General features: G+C 68.0%; 14 protein-coding genes. 9 read left to right on the forward strand and 5 right to left on the reverse strand.

What is annotated here, in order from left to right:
- Nucleotides 1-196: 196 nt before the first annotated feature.
- Nucleotides 197-3,739: a DNA polymerase III subunit alpha gene (gene dnaE, locus PHP91_RS02815; RefSeq protein ID WP_300136548.1), complete on the reverse strand. Its 3,543-nt coding sequence runs from the start codon at nt 3,737-3,739 to the stop codon at nt 197-199.
- Nucleotides 3,740-4,025: 286 nt separating this feature from the next.
- Between dnaE and PHP91_RS02820 the strand changes: the two genes are divergently transcribed.
- From PHP91_RS02820 to PHP91_RS02840, 5 genes are all read left to right on the forward strand, one after another.
- Nucleotides 4,026-5,237: an EAL domain-containing protein gene (locus PHP91_RS02820; protein WP_300136551.1), complete on the forward strand. Its 1,212-nt coding sequence runs from the start codon at nt 4,026-4,028 to the stop codon at nt 5,235-5,237.
- A gap of 65 nt (nt 5,238-5,302) precedes the next feature.
- Complete coding sequence (locus PHP91_RS02825; RefSeq protein ID WP_300136554.1) at nt 5,303-6,550, forward strand: SLC13 family permease; 1,248 nt, start codon at nt 5,303-5,305, stop codon at nt 6,548-6,550.
- A 97-nt stretch (nt 6,551-6,647) separates the two neighbouring features.
- Nucleotides 6,648-6,893, forward strand: a complete 246-nt coding sequence (locus tag PHP91_RS02830) for a hypothetical protein (RefSeq protein WP_300136557.1) — start codon at nt 6,648-6,650, stop codon at nt 6,891-6,893.
- 1 nt (nt 6,894) lies between these two features.
- A complete protein-coding gene (locus PHP91_RS02835) occupies nt 6,895-7,395 on the forward strand; it encodes an acyl-CoA thioesterase (RefSeq protein WP_300136559.1) in 501 nt (166 codons plus the stop codon).
- Nucleotides 7,396-7,397: 2 nt separating this feature from the next.
- The gene (locus PHP91_RS02840; RefSeq protein ID WP_300136561.1) at nt 7,398-7,988 is read left to right on the forward strand and encodes a VOC family protein; all 591 of its coding nucleotides are present in this window, start codon (nt 7,398-7,400) and stop codon (nt 7,986-7,988) included.
- A 31-nt stretch (nt 7,989-8,019) separates the two neighbouring features.
- Here the strand turns inward: PHP91_RS02840 and PHP91_RS02845 are convergent, their stop codons facing one another.
- Nucleotides 8,020-9,270 carry an HDOD domain-containing protein gene (locus PHP91_RS02845; RefSeq protein ID WP_300136564.1) on the reverse strand — a complete coding sequence of 417 codons (1,251 nt, stop codon included), beginning with the start codon at nt 9,268-9,270 and terminating at the stop codon, nt 8,020-8,022.
- A 134-nt stretch (nt 9,271-9,404) separates the two neighbouring features.
- Here PHP91_RS02845 and sfsA point away from each other — a divergent pair, with 134 nt between their 5' ends.
- From sfsA to rfaE2, 4 genes are all read left to right on the forward strand, one after another.
- Nucleotides 9,405-10,133 carry a DNA/RNA nuclease SfsA gene (gene sfsA, locus PHP91_RS02850; RefSeq protein ID WP_300136567.1) on the forward strand — a complete coding sequence of 243 codons (729 nt, stop codon included), beginning with the start codon at nt 9,405-9,407 and terminating at the stop codon, nt 10,131-10,133.
- Nucleotides 10,130-11,002 (forward strand): DMT family transporter, encoded by an 873-nt coding sequence (locus tag PHP91_RS02855; RefSeq protein WP_300136570.1) that lies wholly within the window; start codon nt 10,130-10,132, stop codon nt 11,000-11,002. Before sfsA ends, PHP91_RS02855 begins: the two co-directional genes overlap by 4 nt.
- A 137-nt stretch (nt 11,003-11,139) precedes the next feature.
- A complete protein-coding gene (locus PHP91_RS02860) occupies nt 11,140-11,925 on the forward strand; it encodes a YkgJ family cysteine cluster protein (RefSeq protein ID WP_366141525.1) in 786 nt (261 codons plus the stop codon).
- Nucleotides 11,909-12,391 (forward strand): D-glycero-beta-D-manno-heptose 1-phosphate adenylyltransferase, encoded by a 483-nt coding sequence (rfaE2, locus tag PHP91_RS02865; protein ID WP_300136573.1) that lies wholly within the window; start codon nt 11,909-11,911, stop codon nt 12,389-12,391. The genes PHP91_RS02860 and rfaE2 overlap by 17 nt, the downstream gene beginning before the upstream one ends.
- An 18-nt stretch (nt 12,392-12,409) precedes the next feature.
- Here the strand turns inward: rfaE2 and PHP91_RS02870 are convergent, their stop codons facing one another.
- The 3 genes from PHP91_RS02870 to PHP91_RS02880 form a co-directional block, all read right to left on the reverse strand.
- Nucleotides 12,410-14,047, reverse strand: coding sequence for an ATP-binding protein (locus PHP91_RS02870; RefSeq protein WP_300136576.1), 1,638 nt, complete (start codon nt 14,045-14,047; stop codon nt 12,410-12,412).
- Nucleotides 14,044-15,267 carry an HDOD domain-containing protein gene (locus PHP91_RS02875; RefSeq protein WP_300136578.1) on the reverse strand — a complete coding sequence of 408 codons (1,224 nt, stop codon included), beginning with the start codon at nt 15,265-15,267 and terminating at the stop codon, nt 14,044-14,046. The genes PHP91_RS02870 and PHP91_RS02875 overlap by 4 nt, the downstream gene beginning before the upstream one ends.
- A 118-nt stretch (nt 15,268-15,385) precedes the next feature.
- Nucleotides 15,386-17,839: a glycosyltransferase gene (locus PHP91_RS02880; protein ID WP_300136580.1), complete on the reverse strand. Its 2,454-nt coding sequence runs from the start codon at nt 17,837-17,839 to the stop codon at nt 15,386-15,388.
- Nucleotides 17,840-17,855: the final 16 nt, after the last annotated feature.

Raw genomic sequence — 17,855 nt, forward strand, 5'->3', positions numbered from 1 at the left:
CGGCGTTCCCGGGACGGGCGCCGCGCGATCGCACCCCATGCAACGAGGACCCGGCGCGGGCCGGGGGGACGGGGCCGGTCCCCCGGGCCGGGAGAAAGGGTCTCGTCCCTCCTCCGTATCGGCGTTTGCGGGCGGTGTATGTCAGCCAGCCGACAAAAAACGAGGGATCGGGGAAAAAACGGGGAGGGGGAGCCGTCTATGCGTCCATCTCGGCGCGGTACCTGGCCGCGTCGCCGTTTTGCCACTTTTCGATGTCCTTCCAGAACTCGCGGCTGGGAAAGACCTGCCATTTCTGGCTGAGCTTGAGGGTGATGACCGAGTCGCGGGTGATGATGCCCAGGTTGACGCCGGTCTTGCCGGGGTAGCGCTGGAGGATGGTCCGCAGGGCGTGCAGGTGGGCGTCGGTGGCGTTGCTCTCGCCGATCCAGAGGGGCACGGGCCGGTCCGAGCCGAGGACCGCGTCGGCCAGGTAGGTGATCTTGTCGGCCAGGATCTTGGCGGACTTGGGCGCGTCCTCCGGGCCGTTCTCCTCGCGGCTGTCGATCTTGCCCTGGATGAACAGGGGGCGGTCGGCGGTGAGGTATTCCTCGGCCTCCTCGAAGAGGTTGGGCAGCACGGTGACCTCGCCCGAGGTGGTCAGGTCCTCCACGGTGCAGAAGGCCATGGGCTTGCCGGTCTTGGTGACGTAGCGCTTGAAGTCCGGGACGATGACGGCCAGGCGGACCTCGGTGCCGCCGGGGATGGTCTTGCATTCCTCCAGGGTGCTGGTGCGCAGCCGGGAGAAGTCGGGCCGGTAGGCGAGCAGGGGGTGGCCGGAGAGGAAGAAGCCCAGCACCTCCTTTTCCATGGCCAGCTTTTCGCGGTCGTCGTACTCCTCGCAGGAGGAGCAGGTGAGCGTGGCGGTTTCCTCCGCCGCGCCGCCGCCGAGCATGTCGAGCATGCTGAGCATGCCGGACTCCTTTTCCTTGGCCTTTTTCTGGCCCAGGGCCACGGCCTTGTCCAGGTCCTCCATGAGGGCGGCGCGGGAGCAGTTGAAGCAGTCCAGCGCCCCGGCCTTGATGAGGGATTCGAGGACGCGCTTGGTGACGCGGCGCAGGTTGACGCGCTCGCAGAAGTCGAAGATGTCGCGGAAGGGGCCGCCTTCCTCGCGGTCGGCCACGATCTCGTTGATGGCCTCCTCGCCCACGTTCTTGATGGCGGCCATGGCGTAGAGGATTTCGCCGTCGCGCACCGAGAAGCGGGCCTGGCCCGCATTGATGTTCGGCTGGCGCACCGGGATGTCCAGGTCCCGGCAGGTGTTGACGTACATGATGATCTTTTCGGTGTTGTTCATTTCCGTGGACATGAGGGCGGCCATGAACTCCACCGGGAAGTGGGCCTTGAGATAGGCGGTGTGGTAGGAGATGAGCGCGTAGGCGGCGGAGTGGGACTTGTTGAAGCCGTATGCCGCGAACTTCTCCATGGTGTCGAAGATCTCGTTGGCGGTCTTGTCCGGAATCTTGTTCTCGCGCGAGCCTTCCAGGAAGCGGGAGCGCTGCTTGGCCATCTCCTCGGCGATCTTCTTGCCCATGGCGCGCCGCAGCAGGTCGCCCTCGCCCAGCGAGTAGTTGGCGATGACCATGGCCGTGGCCATGACCTGCTCCTGGTAGACCATGACGCCGTAGGTGGGCTTCAGCGTGTCCTCCAGGGAGGGGTGGGGATAGGTGACCTTGATGTCCCCGTGCTTGCGCATGATGAACTCGTCGACCATGGAAACGCCGTTGGAGCCGATCATGCCCAGCGGGCCGGGCCGGTACAGGGCGAGCATGGCCACGATGTCCTCGAAGCGGTCCGGGCGGAGCATCCGCAGGTACTTGCGCATGCCCGAGGATTCCACCTGGAAGATGCCGTCGGTGTCGCCCTTGGCGAAGATGTCGTAGGTGGCGGGGTCGTCCAGGGCCAGGGTGTCCAGGTTGGGGGCCTCCTTGCCCTGCTCGCGGATGATGTCCAGGCAGTCCTCGATGACCGTCATGGTCCGAAGCCCCAGGAAGTCGAACTTGATAAGCCCGGCCTTCTCGACCTTCTTCATGTCGAACTGGGTCACGATTTCGCCCTTCTTCCCCTTGTAGAGCGGAAGGTATTCGACCATGGGCTTGTCCGAGATGACCACGCCCGCCGCGTGGGTCGAGGCGTGGCGGCACAGCCCCTCCAGCCTCGTGGAGATGTCGATGAGCTTTTCCACCCTCGGGTCGGTGGCCACCATGTCCGAGAGCTCGGTCACGGCCTTGACCGCGTTGGGCACGGTGATCTTGGCCTTTTCCACGCCCAGCAGCTTGGCCATGACGCCGGGGTCGTCCGGGATGAGCTTGGCGATGCGGTCGGTCTCGGCAAAGGACATGCCGAGCGCCCGGCCCACGTCCTTGATGACCGCCTTGGCCTTCATGGTGCCGAAGGTGGTGATCTGGGAGACGTGGTCCGCCCCGTACTTGCTGGCGCAGTACTTGACCACCTCCAGGCGGCGGCGCTCGCAGAAGTCCACGTCGATATCGGGCATGGAGACGCGCTCCACGTTGAGGAAGCGCTCGAAGAGCAGGTCGTAGGGGATGGGGTCCAGGTTGGTGATCTTGAGCGACCAGGCCACGATGGACCCGGCGGCCGAGCCTCGGCCGGGGCCCACGGGGATGCGGTGGTCCTTGGCCCAGTTGATGAAGTCCTGGACGATCAGGAAGTAGGCCGGGAAGCCCATTTCCTTGATGACGCCGAGCTCGTAGTCGAGCCGCTTGCGGTAGACCGCCTCGTCTACCTTGTAGGTGATGGACTTCAGCCGCCGCTCCAGCCCTTCGCGGGAGAGGCGTTCGAATTCCTCGTCCAGGCTCTTGATGCCCTCGGGCAGGGTGTAGACCGGGAAATAGTAGTTGCCGAGCTCGATCTCCAGGTTGCACCGCTCGGCGATGCGCTGGGTGTTGGCGATGGCCTCGGGCACGTGGGCGAAGGCCTGCTCCATCTCCTCGGGCGTCTTGAAATAGAGCTCCTTGGTGTCCATGCGGAAGCGGTTTTCCGCGTCCACGGTGGTCTGGGTCTGGATGCAGAGCAGGGTGTCGTGGGCCTCGTAGTCCTCGGCGGTCAGGTAGTGGCAGTCGTTGGTGGCCACCAGGGGCAGGCCGGTCTTCTCCGCGCACTTGATGAGCAGGTCGTTGAGGCGCTGCTGCTTGCGGATGCCGTTGTCCTGGAGCTCCAGGTAGAAGTTGCCGGGAAAGATGTCCGCATAGGTCCGGGCCATGGCGCAGCCCGCGTCCAGCCCCTCGTTCATCAGGGTGCGGGGCACCTCGCCCGCCAGGCAGGCGGACAGGGCGATGAGCCCCTCGGAATACCGGGTCAGCAGGTACTTGCTGATGCGCGGCTTGTAGTAGAACCCCTCCAGGTGGCCCTTGGAGACCAGCTTGATGAGGTTCTTGTACCCGCGCTGGTTCTTGGCCAGGAGCACGAGGTGGAAGCCGCCGCCCTGCTCCTTGCGCAGGTGGGCCCCCTCGTCGTCCACGTCGCCGGGGGCCACGTACACCTCGCATCCGATGATCGGCTTGATGCCCATCTCCATGGCGGCCATGTAGAAGACCACCGCGCCGAACATGGAGCCGTGGTCCGTGATGGCCACGGCGGGCATGCCCAGGTCCTTGGACCTGGAGAGCAGGTCCTTGATGCGGATGGCGCCGTCGAGCAGGCTGTATTCGGTATGGACGTGCAGATGGACGAATTCGGCCACGATGAACCCCGTGCAAATGGATGAACGAAAAAGGACCTCAAGGTATACCGGATTTGGTTTCTCAAGGGAAGGCGGCAACGGCAGCCCGGTCAATATTTGTCCGTAATCCTTCGGTATCCCAGGCTATTGGCCGCCAGGTCTGCGCTGCGGCAAAGGCGCCCCGGCAAAAGCGGCGAGGTGACCGCGCCCGCTATTCGTCGTTGACCGGATAAAGCCGGGAAGATACATTCGTGCCAGTATTTGCTAAACCTAGGCTTTGAGCCGGAATTTCATGACAGAATCAATATTGGTTGACGAAGCAGCCGTCCTGGATGTCGTCAAGTCCCGGAACGTGCAAACCTATTTCCAGCCCGTGGTCTCCCTGGCCGCGCGGTCCATCGTCGGTTTCGAGGCGTTCTCGCGCGGGGGCGGGGCCAAGGAAGGCGGCCCCTCGATGGAGCCCTCCGCCCTGTTCCATTGCGGCCTTTCGCCGGAGACCAAGATCAACGTGGACCGGCTGTGCCGCGAGACGGCCCTGGCCCAGTTCAAGCCCATTCATAGGAGCCATCGCGATCTGCTCCTCTTCCTGAACGTCAACACCGACATCCTGCCCTTTGTGGACATGCAGACCCAGGTGCTCAAGCACCAGGTGACCAACATGGGCCTCGACCTGGCCGACGTGGTCGTCGAGGTGCCGTTGCGCGTGGCCCTGGGGAAGGAGGTCGTCCGCTTCGCCGAGGCGTACCGGGAAATGGGCTTCAAGCTCAGCCTGGACAACTGCGGCGCGGGCGACGGGCTGGAGAACATCCTCGGCGCCGTCCGCCCCGCCTTCCTGAAAATCAGTCCCGCGCTCTACGGCCCTGGCAGGGACCTGGACGGCCTGAAGCGGCTGGTGGAGAGCGCGGGACGGCTGGGGGCCATGGTCGTGGGCCAGGGCGTGGAGAGCGAGGAGGCGTCCATCCGCCTGCTCTCCGCAGGGGTGCACCTCCAGCAGGGCTACTACTATTCCAAGGACGGGGACGGCGCGGGCGACCAGGCCCAGTCCTTCGCCCGCAAGATCCAGGCCGCGAACGACAAGTACAAGCTCGCGGGCCGCAGCATGGTCCGGCAGCGCAAGGAGCAGTTCCAGGCCATGTTCCGCACCGTGGGCACGGTCTGCTCGCGCCTCGCCAGCCTGGGCGAGGCGCGGTTCGAGGACGCCTGCCGGGCCATGGTCCGCGTGACCAGGGGGGTGGTCTCGGTCTTCGTGCTCAACGACAAGGGGTTGCAGATCACCTCCCGACCCCATGCGGAGGGCGGGGCCAAGGCGATCTCCGCGAGCCTCCTCGGCTCGGCCAGGGGCGTGGACCACTCGGTGCACGACTATTTTCTCTATCTGGACATGGGGTACGAGAAATTCGTCACCCAGCCGTTCATCTCGCCCTTCACCGGCGCGCCCGTCCGGCTCATCACGCGCTCCATCTACAACAGCGAGGGGAGCCGCTACGTGGTCTGCGTGGAGACGGCCCTGCCCGAGTAGTTGACACCGGGCCGGGAAAACGGTCCATTGCCGGAGCATGGACGACCCGGACGGGAGGGCGCTTTTTGGAATCCTTCGGCGACATCACCACCTACGCCTGGCGGCGGCTGCCGCTGATCCTGCTGTTCTGCGGCGGCTACCTGGTCTATCGGCTCATGGCCGCGACCAAGCTGACCGACGCGTTCGTCCACTGGGCCCTGCGCCGCTGCAAGGGGAGCGCCCCGCTGCTGCTCCTCTACGTCATCGGCACGGCCGCCGTCCTATCCTCGTTCATTCCCAACACCATCGCCGTGCTCACCCTCCTGCCCGTGCTCAAGCGGCTGGACCGGGACTTCGCCGACCGTGGCGCGTCCGGCATGACCACCGTGCTGATGTGCGCCGCCATCTACGGCGCGGCCATCGGCGGGATGGGCTCCATGATCGGCTCCCCGGCCAACGCCGTGCTCTTCGCCGCCCTGGACCTCTTCAACGTGCCCGGCCGCGAACGGCTCAACTTCTTCAACTGGTTCCTCTGGTCCGTGCCCCTGGTGGCCCTGTTCGTGCTGGCGGCCTGGGGCGTGGCCGCCGGGCTGGGGCTGCCCCGGAGCGCGCGCGGCGTCCGGGTGGTTGCGGCCGCTCCGGACGGCCCCTCGGGCGCGGACGCCCGCCAGCGCTACGGCGGCCGCCTCTTCTGGACCTACATGGGCTTCTGGGTCCTGGAGGCCGTGGCCGGGCAGGTCGCGCCCGGCTTCGGCCGCGTCGCGCCCTGGGTCAGCCTGGCCTTCACCGTCCTGTACCTGTACCTGCTCTTTATCCGCCCGGCCCCGGCCCTGCCCCGCGCCTCGGGCCCGCTGCTGCGGGTCCGCGACCTGGTCTCCGGCGTGCCCCGCCGGGGGCTGGCCTTCATCATCCTCCTGGGCGGTCTTTTCGCCATGGTCCACTGGCTGCGCCTGGACGAGCGGGCCGTGGCCCTGGCCGAGCCCCTGCTCCGGGGCGACCTCTCTCCCCACGTCCTCTTTCTGGCCACCATCCTGGCCGTGATTTTCCTGACCGAGGTCCTGTCCAACACCGCCGTGGTCGCGGCCTTCTTCACCATCGCCTACGCCGCGGCCAAGGCCCACGGCCTGCCGCCCCTGCACCTCATGCTCGGGGTCAGCCTGGCCTCCACCTGCGCCTTCATGACCCCCATCGCCACCACCACCAACGCCCTGGCCTTCGGCGAGATGCGCGGCGCGTCGCTCCGGGTCATGCTCCTGCTCGGGCTCGTCCTCAACCTGGCCGGGGCCGCCATCCTGACCGGCTGGCTGGCGTGGGTCCTGCCCTTGATTTACTAGGTCCGGCCCGCCTCGTTCAGGCCCGGTGCGCTTGACAGTGCGGGCCACGCTCTGTCAACAATTCGGTATGACGCCATGAATACGCGGGAGGTGCGGCATGACGCGGAAGGTGCGTTCGGTCAGGGTGCCCAGGGAGCTGGAGACGTTGAATCTTTCAAGCCTCGTGCGCGAGTGCGAGAAACACCTGCGCGACTTGGAGTCCGCCACCCTGCTCAAGCAGCAGGGGGACCCAGAGGCGGCCGAGGCGCTCATGAAGGCGCGCCAGGCCGACCTGGGGCGCAAGGTGGGCCGCCTGGTTTGGGAGGCCCGTGTACAATATGGAAAAAGCAGGGGAGAACAATAGAATGCAGCCTAAATCCGCCAAGGAATCGGAAGTGATAATGACCCACCTGGTCATGCCGCAGGACACCAACCCGGCGGGCAACCTGCACGGCGGCGTGATCCTGCGCCACGTGGACACGGCGGGCGGCGTGGTGGCCAAGCGCCATTCCCGCTCCAACACGGTCACCGTGTCCATCGACCGGATGGCCTTCAAGGAGCCGGTCCACATCGGCGAGCTCCTGATCTTCAAGGCCAGCCTGAACCACGTGGGCCGGACCAGCATGGAGATCGGCGTGCGCGTGGAGGCGGAGAACCTGCGCACCGGCGAGGTCCGCCACACCAACTCCGCATACCTGACCTACGTCTCGCTCGACGACAACGGCAGGCCCTCCCCGGTGCCGCCGCTGCTCCTCGACACCGAGACCGCCGTCCGCCGCCATCGCGAGGCCGAGCTGCGCCGCGAGCTGCGGCAGCAGGAGCGCGCCCTGGAGGAATGCGGCGAGCCCTGTATGCGGAAGGAGTAGCCGTGCCGACCTACACCGGCGTCAACCACCTGGCCATGGTCACGGGCGACATGGACGGCACGGTTCGCTTCTGGCGCGACCTGCTGGGCATGCGGCTGGTGGCCGGGCTGGGGCGGCCGGGGTATCGCCACTATTTCCTGGAGATATCCGGGCACGACATGATCGCCTTCTTCGAGTGGCCCGGCGTCCTGCCCATCGAGGAGAAGGACCACGGCGTGCCCGTCACGGGCCGCCGCGCCTTCGACCACGTCTCCTTCGAGGTGGCGGGCGAGGACGACCTCTGGGAGATCAGGGACAGGCTGGAGGCGGCCGGGTTCTGGTGCTCCGAGGTGGTGGACCACGGCTTCATCCACTCTGTCTATTCCTTTGATCCCAACAATATCCCCATCGAATTCAGCGCGCCGGTCCCCGGCGTGGACGTGCGCGCCACCCCGGTCATGGCCGACCGCGACCCTTCGGACGAGGCGCGCAAGGGGGCGGAGCCGCAGCCCGGCGCATGGCCCCCGGTGGTCCGCCCCACGCCCGAGGACGAGCGCGAGGTCTACGACGGCGAGGCCGAGACCATCCTGCGCGCCATGGGGCGCATCGGGTAATCGGGAATAGGAGGCCGGGCGGCCCGGAGGATCAGCCCCTGGGGAAGAAGGCGGCCATGATGGTGTCGGCCTGGCGCTCCGCCTTGTGGGTCAGCTCGGCCAGCTCGGCCACGGGGATGCCCAGGGCGTCCCAGGCCGAGGGGTTGAGCTCCGGCACCAGGGTGGGACCGCTCTCGCCCATGTCCAGGCCGTGGGCCATGAAGTCCGCCACGTTGACCACGGCGGCCTCGCGGGGCATGGCGCTCCGCTTGGGCTGGTGGTGGCCAGCCACCACCTCGGCCAGGAAGTCCGGCAGCCCCCATTTTCGCAGCATCCGGCCGCCGATGTCGGCATGGGTGCAGCCCCAGACGGACCGCTCCACGTCCACCAGCGACTTGCGGCCCGAGGCGGCCAGGTTCAGGACCTCCCCGGCCCGCCGGGGATGGTTGCGGAGCATGACCAGGCGGCCGATGTCGTGCAGGAGCCCGGCCACGAAGAATTTTTCGTCGCCGTCCAGGCCGATCCGCACGGCCAGGAGCCGGGAGAGGATGCCGCAGGCCACGGAGTGGAACCAGAATTCCTTGAGGGTGAAGGCCTTTTCCGGGATGCCCTCGAACACGCTGATGACCGAGAGGCCGAGGGCCAGGTTGGTCAGTTGGGCGGTGCCCACGATGGTCACGGCGCGCGACAGGGTGTCGATCTTCTGGGTGAACCCGTAGAAGGGCGAGTTGACCATGCGCAGCAGCTTGGCGGCCAGGGCCACGTCCTTGCTGATGACCTCGGCCACGTAGGCGGCGGAGCTGCGCGGATTGCGCAGGGATTCGGAAATCTGGAAATAGATGTCGGGCAGGGAGGCGAGTTCCATCTCGCGGTCGACCACCTTTTCGGGATCGACGGGCTCCGCCTCGGCCGAGGGGGCGAAGAGGTCCACGTCGTCGTCGTGGGGCGAGGCCGAGAGCATCCACTGCGCCTTTTCGGGATTGAGCCCCCTGGCCTGGCGCAGGACGAAGAGCCGGGCTATCTCCCGCACCGCCGGATGGGTGGTGGGGTTGAGCACGAACCGCCGGGCGGCCAGCAGCTTGCAGACGTCGAGGACCTCGGGGTCGATCTGGTCGAAGGAGGTGGGGTAGCCGTCATCCTCGCCCTGGATGGCGGCCTCGGGAATCCCCCAGACCCGGCAGGTGCGCAGGTGGGATTCGGTCAGCACCGCCCCTTTGGGCAGGAGCATGCGCCCGTCCGGGGTGGTCAGGTCCTCCGCCAGGACCATGCCCGGTTCGAGGGAGTCTAGGGTCAGAATCGGCATGGCGAATCCTTTGGGCAACGGATATCCATTTCATCTATTATAGACTTTTTGGGAGGCGCGGGCAACAGGATATGCTTGCCAACCGTGCGAATAGATGCGAAACGGCAGGCTTCAACCCCCCCAAGGATGCCGTCATGTCCCGTCCCCAGTGCTCGCTTCCCTTTCCCGTCCCGTGTCGGCGGGCGGCCTTCGTCGGCCGGTACAAGCGGTTCACGGTGCGCGCCCGCGCCCTGGACGGCCTGGACGCCGGGCGGGAACTCTTGGCCCACACCAACAACACCGGCGCCATGCTCGGCCTGCTCCGGCCCGGCGCAGCGGCCTTGCTCTCGCCTGCGGCCAACCCGGATCGCAAGCTGCCCTATACCTTGGAGGCCCTGGCCTTGGACCGGGGCTGGGTGGGCGTGAACACCCTGACCCCCAACCGTATGCTGCACGCGGCCTGGCGCGCCGGGGCCCTGCCCGAGACGGCGGGCTACGACCGCTTCAAAAAGGAGGCGGCCACGGGCGACAGCCGGTTGGACGCCCGGCTGGACGGCCCGGAAGGCGCGCTTTGGGTGGAGTGCAAGAACGTGACCCTGGTGGAGGACGACGTGGCCCTGTTCCCGGACGCCGAGACCGAGCGGGGGCGCAAGCACCTGCGCGAGTTGATGCGCCTGCGGGCCACGGGCGCGCGGGTGGCCCTGTTCTTCCTGGTCCAGCGGCCGGACGGGCGCTGCTTCGGCCCGGCCGACGTGGTGGACCCGGAATACGCCCGGCTCTTCCACGAGGCCCTGTCCGCCGGGGTGGAGGCGTGGCCCTACGTGGCCCGCGTGGACGAGACGGGCGTCACGCTGGGCGAGCGGCTCACGGTGGCGCGGTCATGACCGGTCTCTTCATCGGCGCGGTGCTGATAAGCTTTTCCTCGGTGATGGTCCGGCTTTCGGACGTCCCGCCCGACGTGGTCGGGTTCTACCGGCTGTTCGTGGGCGGCCTGGGCATGGCCGCGTTCCTGTGGCGGATGGGGCGGCTCTCGCGCATGAACTTGCACGTCTGGGGCTGGGGGCTGCTGGCGGCCCTGTTTTTTGCTGGCGATTTTTTCTTCTGGCACCGGTCCATCGGGCTGGTGGGGCCGGGGCTGGCCACCATGCTGGCCAACTTCCAGGTCATCGTCCTGGCGGGCGTGTCCGTGTTCCTGATGCGCGAGGGGGTTTCCAAACCGCTGCTGGCGGCCATCCCCCTGGCCCTGGTCGGGCTTTACCTCATGGTCGGCGTGTCCTGGCAGGATTTCACGCCCGAGTACCGGCTGGGCGTGTCCTACGGCCTGTTCACCGCCCTGTTCTACGCCCTCTACCTGCTCAGCCTGAAGGTCTCCCTGAACAGGGCCGAGGCCGATCCCCTGGCCATGGCCTGCGCCGTGGCCCTGCTCACCGGGCTGTTGCTGGGCGGCCTGTCCGCGGCCGAGGGCGAGTCCTTCGCCATCCCGAACCTGCGCACCCTGGCGGCCCTGGCCACCCTGGCCCTGGTCTGCCACGCCGTGGGCTGGTACCTCATCACCAGGGGCATGCAGCGAGTGCGCACCTCCCTGGTGGGGCTCATCCTGCTCCTCCAGCCCTCCCTCTCCTTTGTCTGGGACATCCTTTTCTTCGCCAAGCCCGTCAATCCGGTGGAGATCTCGGGCGTGGTCCTGGCCCTGGCCGCCATCTACATGGGCTCCCTGGGCGGCAGCCGGCCCGCCAAGGCGAAAAAAGGCTGATTCCGGCCCCCGGAGCCGCTTTGGTCGCGCCTTTGCCTTTCGCGCCGCCAGGTGGTAGGAGAGGCCACCCCGGACGGCGGACGATCCGCCGCCCTCCCACACCGGCCTCCAACCCGGCCCCCAACCCGGAGATAATAATGTCCGACGAAACCAAGGAATTCCTGGCCTCCCTGCCCGAGCTGGAGGAAGGCCGGACCTACCATTTCCGCTGCCACCCCGGCATCGGCTGCTTCAACGCCTGCTGCAGCGACCTGACCCTGGTCCTGACTCCCTACGACATCCTGCGCATGCGCCGCGCCCTGCACATGGGCAGCGTGGACTTCCTGTGCGCCCACGCCGTGGGCCATCGCGATCCCGGCACCCATTTCCCGGCCTTCCAACTTCGCATGACCGACAGCGAGAACCGGGCCTGCCCCTTCGTTACGCCGCAGGGCTGCTCCATCTATGCCGACCGGCCGGGGGCCTGCCGCATGTATCCCCTGGGCCGGGCCACCAGCCCGGACGGCGAGGGCGGCGTGCGCGAGCGCTTCTTCCTGGTCCGCGAGGACCACTGCATGGGATTCCACGAGGACCGGGAGTGGACCGGCGCGGCCTGGAAGCGGGATCAGGGGTTCGAGGACTACACGGCGAGCAACGACCGCTACATGCAGCTCCTGGCCAGGGTCCGGGAGACCGGCAGGTCCGTGTCGGACAAGCTGAGCCACATGGCCGTGCTGGCCATGTACAAGCTGGACGAGTTCCAGAAGTTCATCACCATGATGCGCCTCTTCGACCGCCTGGAGGTGGACGAGGAGCGGCAAAAGGCGATACTCACGGACGAGGAGGCCTGCCTCGATTTCGCCATGGACTGGTTCGAGGTCATGCTCTTCGAGGACGAAACCCACCTGCACGACAAAGGAGCCGACAATGGGTCTGCCGAATAATCCCAAGCTGATGAGCGTGCGCACCTTCCTGAAGCGCAAGGCGGAGTTCGCCCCCGGCCACCGGCTGGTCTTCACCAACGGCTGCTTCGACGTGCTTCACCCCGGGCACGTGGACCTGCTCGCCCGGGCCCGCGCCCTGGGCGACTCCCTGCTCCTCGGCCTCAATTCCGACGAGTCCGTGAAGATGCTCGGCAAGGGCGACGACCGGCCCCTGAACACCCAGGAGGAGCGCGCCTTCGTCCTGGCCGGGCTGGCCTGCGTGGACTACATCGTCATCTTCCACGAATCCACGCCGCTGGAGCTGATCAAGGCGGTCCGGCCGCAGGTGCTGGTCAAGGGCGGGGACTGGACCCCGGACAGGATCGTGGGCCGCGAGGCGGTGGAGCAGGCGGGCGGCAAGGTGGTCAGCCTGCCCCTGCTGGAGGGGTATTCCACGACGAAGTTTTTGGAGCGGGTCCGCGCCTAGCCGGGGCGGTTCCGCGTCCTATGCCGCGGGGTCGGGCAGGGTCACGGTCATGGTCGTGCCCAGCCCCTCGGCGGCCTCGCAGCGGATGGAGCCGCCCATGGTCTCGATGATGAGCCGGGCGGAGTAGGTGCCGAGGCCCGTGCCGCTTTTTTTCCCTTCGGTCACGTATTTTTCGAACAGCCGGTCGCGGATGGCCTCGGGCACGGGCTTGGCGTTGTGCAGGGCGAGGACCACGCCGCCTTCCTCCCGGCGGACGTCCAGGGTCACCTCGTCGTCCCAGGCCGAGCCTTCCACCGCGTTCTTCATCAGGTTGGAGAGCATCGAGTAGAGCAGCGACTCCTCGCAGCGCAGGGGCACGGACGCATCCGGCCCGGCCTCCCTCCCGTCCACCCGCATCCGCAGCCGGACCCCGCCCGCGCGCAGGGTGTCCCGCAGGTCCGCGGCCACGTCGCGGACCACGTCCATCAGGTCGCCCTTCCACGGTTCGTAGACGTAGGTCCCGATCTCCATCTTGTACAGGTCGAGGGACATGTTGATCATGCGCAGCAGCTTGGTGCCCGCCTCCCGGATGAAGCGCAGCCCCTCGACCTGCTCGCCGGTCAGGTTGTCGCCCCCGGCCAGGAGCATGGCGGGCAGGCCGATGATGCCGTTGAGCGGGCCCTTGAGGTCGTGGCGCATGATCCGGTCCACGTCCTCGCGCAGGGTTTCCAGCTTTTTCTGCTGGGTGATGTCGATGAAGCTCTCCACCAGGTGCTGGCGGCCGCCGACCATGACCCGGCTCACGGTCTTGAGGATGGGGATGGTCTCGCCCGAGGCGTTCTTCATGAGCCTTTCGGCGCTGTCCACGGACTGGCCGTTATCCAACACCGGGCAGGCGTTCTCCTGGGCCGGGCAGAAATACTCGGTGCAGCGGCGGCCCACCACCCGGTCCCTGGGCAGGCCCACCATGCGCAGGGCCTCGGGGTTGGCGTCCACGATGGTCCGGCTCTCCGGCTCGATAAGCAGCACGCCCGCCTGCATCCCGTCCACGGTGGTGCGCAGCCGCTCGAAGGCCTCCACCAGGTCGGCGGTGCGGGCCTGGACCTTGCGGTCCAGCTCGCGGGCGTGGTTCTCCATGGCCTCGCGCATTTCCTGGTTCTCCAGGGCGTGGGCGGCCGAGTGCATAACCACGCCGAAGAGCTTGAGGGCGATGTCCGAGATGCGGTCCTTGCGCTCCAGGAGCCGGCCCGCGAACATGCCCAGGGCGCGGGTCCGGGTGGCGATGGGGTGCAGCAGGAGCTGGCGGGTCCGGTCGGAACCCAGGAAAAAGCCGGTCTCCCCGGACTGGAGGACGTGGGCGAAGGACTGGTCCGCTATGAGCGCGCGGACCTCGTCGTCCAGCTCCCCGGCCGCCTGGGGCGGATCGGTCAGAGCGCGGACGAAGTCGCCGGAGGCCTCGTCGGCCAGGTAGAGGGACATGGCCTGGAACGGGAGCATCCGGTTGGCCCTGGCGCAGATTTCGCGCACCAGCTCGGCCCGCGTGTCCCGCTCGCGGGAGTGGAGGGCGAAGGCGCCCAGGTCCCCGGCCATGTCCAGGGCCTCCAGGGCGGCGTCGCGCTCCTCTTCGAGAAAGGCCACCTGCCGTTCGAGCAAGGCGTTCCGTTCCGATTCGCTCATGTCCGCTCCCGGAAGACGGTCAGCAGGTCGTCCACCTGGCGGCGGGACCTGGCGAGGGTGACGGCCAGGGCGCTTTCCGGCAGCCCCAGCGACCCCCATGCCCCGGCGGGCGGAGCGTGCACCAGCCCGTTGCCGCCGTCGCCGTACTGCATGGCCGTGGCCAGGAGGCCGCCCACGGCGCAGACCGCGCCCTCGACCGGGCCGTCGTCCAAGGCCGGGTCCCGGCGCTCGGTGGCCGCGATGATCTCGTCGGGAAAACGCCAGGAGGTGAACAGGGTCCGCACGGCCTGGCTCTGGTCGAACCCGAAGATTCGTCGTTCGGCCGCGTCCAGGGGGATGGCGTTGGCCAGGCTCATGCGCCGGGCGGTTTCCGAGGCTTCCGGGGCCATGCGCAGCATGACCAGGCGGCCCACGTCGCGCAGCAGCCCGGCCACGAAGCAGAGGTCCTGGGAGACGCCCCGGACCTGGACGGCCAGGATGCGGCAGATGGCCGCCGTGGCCACGCAGTGCCGCCGGAACCGGGCCAGGGCCGGGCGCCCGTCGCGGTCCGTGCCGAACTTGTGCATCACCGTCACGGCCAGGGCCAGTTGGGTCAGCCCCTTGGTGCCCACCAGGGCCACGGCCCGGCTCAGGGAGTCCACGGGCTGGCTGTATCCGTACAGGGCGCTGTTGACCAGGGCGAGCAGGCGGGCGGACAGGCCGGGGTCCTCGGCGATGATGTCCGCCAGGGAGCCGGACGAGGAGACCGGGTCGTGCAACGCCTCGACGATGCGGTGGTAGATGGCCGGGAACGCGCCCAGGTCCACGTCGGCGGACAGGAACTCCCGGGCGTCGGCGAACAGGGGGGCGGGCGGCGGCTCCACCGGCCCGGCCACGGGCTCGGGCGGCGGGGGCAGCCGCTCCCCGGCGGCCAGGCGGTCGGCGTAGAAGTTGGCGCAGGCCCGCTTGAGCTCGACCATGGGGGGGACGGAGAGGTCGGCATGGGCGAAGAGGGCGTCGGCGTGGGCCGAGGCCAGGGCGGCTTGCGCCGGGTTGCGGGGCGCGGCCGGGCGGACGCTGTCCGGGCGCACCTCGGCCTCGGTCACGCCCCAGATGTTCAGGATGCGCAGGTGGTTCTCGTCCAGAACGGCTCCGGCCGGGAGCAGCAGCTTCCCGCCCGCGTCCGAGACGCCCTCGTCGAGCACCATGCCCGGCTTCAGTTCGTTCGCCCAGAGTTTCATCGGCCTCTCCCCGTGCGTCGTGGTTGGGATGCGGGGGGCGGGCGCGGTCCGACGAGGACCGACCCGTCGATTGAAACCCTAAGGGGAGAGGGAAAAGCGGGCTATTATTTTAACGGGGTCAGGCGGCCCGGTTGCGCCCGGCCACCTGGGTGCCGAAAATCTCCCAGGTCTTCAGGAAGGTGGAGTCGAAGGTGCGGCGTTCCACGTGGTTGCGCGCCTTGCGGCCCATGTATTCGATGCGCTCCGGGGTGTCCACCAGGTGGAGGATGGCGCGGAGCAGGGCGTCGGCGTTGCCGGCCGGGAAGACCAGGCCGGTCTCGTCGGGCAGCACGTTCTCGCGCGGGCCGCCCTTGTCGCTGACGATGACCGGCAGGCCCGAGGCCTGGGCCTCCAGGACCACGTTGCCGAAGGTGTCCGTGGCCGAGGGAAAGACGAAGACGTCGGCCGAGGCGTATGCCTGGGCCAGGGGTTCGCCCGCGAGCACGCCGGTGAAGGTGGCGGGCGCGTTCTTCAGGGCGCGGCGCATCTCGTCCAGGTAGGGGCCGTCGCCCACCACCACGAGGTGGAGGTTGTCGCGCAGCCGGGTCGCCTTGAGGAAGGCCTCGGTGAGCACGTCCAGCCCCTTTTCCACGGACACGCGGCCCACGTAGAGGATCTTGGTCCGGCCCTGGATGTCGTAGCGGTGGTAGAATCCGTTCCGCTTGCCGGGGTGGAAGCGGTCGGTGTCCACCCCGCGCGGGTAGGTGACGATCTTGCCGGGGTCGATGCCGCGCCCGGCCAGTTCGAGCCGGGTGGCCTCGCTGGGCGCGTAGATGACCTGCATCTGGTTGTAGAACCAGCTCATGTAGCGCCAGCAGCCGTCCACCAGCCCGGCGTCCTCGGTGAAGGCGGCCACGTATTCCGGGAACGCGGTGTGGTAGGTGCCGTGGAAGGGGAGCTTGAGAATCTTCGAGATGGCCAGGGCGGCCAGCCCCACCGGGCCGGGCGTGGCGGCCAGGATGCAGTCGTACTCCTGCTCGAAGCAGTGGGTGAGCATGTCCAGGAAGGGCGGGTAGGAGAGGGTGATCTCCGGGTACTCCGGGATGTTGAACCGGCCTACGGGTTTGAAGCTCACCGCGCCGGGCACGTCCACCGCGCTGCCGCAGGTGATGACGGTCATGTCCTTGCCGTGGCGGGCCACCATCTGGAGCTGCTGGCGGATGGTCCGGGCCACGCCGTTGACCTCGTCGAAGGTGTCGGTGAAGTGGGCGATCTTGAGGTCGCGGCCGGTCCGGGCGGCCCGCTTGCCGCCCCGGAACCGCTCCAGGCACCGGCGCGAGAAGTCGCGCTCGCCCGCGAAGAGGTCGTAGCCGACGAAGTAGGGCGCGAGCAGGGCGTAGAGCGACCCGGCCGAGCCGATGGAGTGGAAGACGTCGAAGAGGTTGGCCCCGAGCACGGACTGGAGGGTGCGGTCCGCGAACTGGGAGATGACACGGCTGGCGGCCATGGAGACGAACCGGCTCCACTCCCGCTCCAGGACCAGGACGTCGCGGGTTCTGCCCCGGGCGATGTCCATGAGGGCCGGGTCGTGGGCGATGATGTCGGCGGCCTCCTTGAGCAGGGCGTCCTGCACGGTCTCGCTGGGGCCGTATTCGCGGTGCAGGGTGGCCTTGCCCCGGCCGATGAGCCGCAGGAAGCGGTTCATCAGCCCCGTTTCGTCGGGCTCGCGGCCCGGGTCCAGCGCGCCCTTGGCGAAGCGGAAGCAGAGGTGCTCGCTGGCGGCGTGGCTCATGGTCCCCATGCGCGAGCGATAAAAATTGTAGGCGATGCCGTAGAGGTTGTGGGCCATGGTCCGGGGCGTGGCCGGGGTTCCGGCCGGGCGGCAGGTCCCGGCGCGGAGGCCCTGGTGGACGTTCGCCACGCTCGGCGCGCCGGGGAGCACGGTGTGCATGCGGGCCACGTTCAGGGAGGAGTGGTCGTCGGACCCGCCCATGATCGCCTTGACCCACGGCTCGTCGCCCACCGGGGCGATGCCGTGGGCGTTGGCCAGCCGCTCGATGTCGCCGGGGGTGAGCCGGGTCAGGATGTCGCGCACCACCTGGTTCTGGCGGGCGTCGCGGGTGCCGTTTTCCTCGAAGGTCTTGAAAAGCAGCAACGCCTGCTCGAAGTGGGCAGGCGTCAGCCGGTCGTTCACCGCGAAGAGGGGGTGGGCCAGCGCGTGGGTGACGCCCTCCCCCCTGAGGTAGGGGACGAGGTCGAAGACGTTCTCCCTGACCCGCTGGATCTCCTCGTGCTGGGCCTCGGTGATGTCCCAGGCCAGGACGTGCAGCTTGCACCGGTCCTCGGGGAAGTAGGTGGTGATCTCCTCGGAGACGAAGGTCCCCGGCAGGTGGGCGATTTCGAGGCTCCCCCGGATGGTGTTGTGGTCGGTGATGGTCACCAGGTCCATGCCGCGCGACCGGGCGATGGCGTAGAGGTCGGCGGGCTCGGTGAAGCTTTCGGGGCAGCCGATCTTCTGGAGGATCCACTGCGAAGGGCGCGTGGAATACTTGGAGTGGACGTGCAGGTCCACCTTGAAAGTCGGTTCGGCCATGACGGGCCTCCTCTAT

The organism is Pseudodesulfovibrio sp. (assembly GCF_028692895.1).
Classification (GTDB): Bacteria; Desulfobacterota; Desulfovibrionia; order Desulfovibrionales; family Desulfovibrionaceae; genus Pseudodesulfovibrio.

Bases quoted from the DNA above. Each gene is read 5' to 3' on its own strand.
- PHP91_RS02830 (WP_300136557.1), top strand. From the start codon at position 6,648: ATGACGCGGAAGGTGCGTTCGGTCAGGGTGCCCAGGGAGCTGGAGACG.
- PHP91_RS02835 (WP_300136559.1), top strand. From the start codon at position 6,895: ATGCAGCCTAAATCCGCCAAGGAATCGGAAGTGATAATGACCCACCTG.
- PHP91_RS02845 (WP_300136564.1), bottom strand. From the start codon at position 9,270: ATGCCGATTCTGACCCTAGACTCCCTCGAACCGGGCATGGTCCTGGCG.
- sfsA (WP_300136567.1), top strand. From the start codon at position 9,405: ATGTCCCGTCCCCAGTGCTCGCTTCCCTTTCCCGTCCCGTGTCGGCGG.
- PHP91_RS02855 (WP_300136570.1), top strand. From the start codon at position 10,130: ATGACCGGTCTCTTCATCGGCGCGGTGCTGATAAGCTTTTCCTCGGTG.
- PHP91_RS02860 (WP_366141525.1), top strand. From the start codon at position 11,140: ATGTCCGACGAAACCAAGGAATTCCTGGCCTCCCTGCCCGAGCTGGAG.
- rfaE2 (WP_300136573.1), top strand. From the start codon at position 11,909: ATGGGTCTGCCGAATAATCCCAAGCTGATGAGCGTGCGCACCTTCCTG.
- PHP91_RS02870 (WP_300136576.1), bottom strand. From the start codon at position 14,047: ATGAGCGAATCGGAACGGAACGCCTTGCTCGAACGGCAGGTGGCCTTT.
- PHP91_RS02875 (WP_300136578.1), bottom strand. From the start codon at position 15,267: ATGAAACTCTGGGCGAACGAACTGAAGCCGGGCATGGTGCTCGACGAG.
- PHP91_RS02880 (WP_300136580.1), bottom strand. From the start codon at position 17,839: ATGGCCGAACCGACTTTCAAGGTGGACCTGCACGTCCACTCCAAGTAT.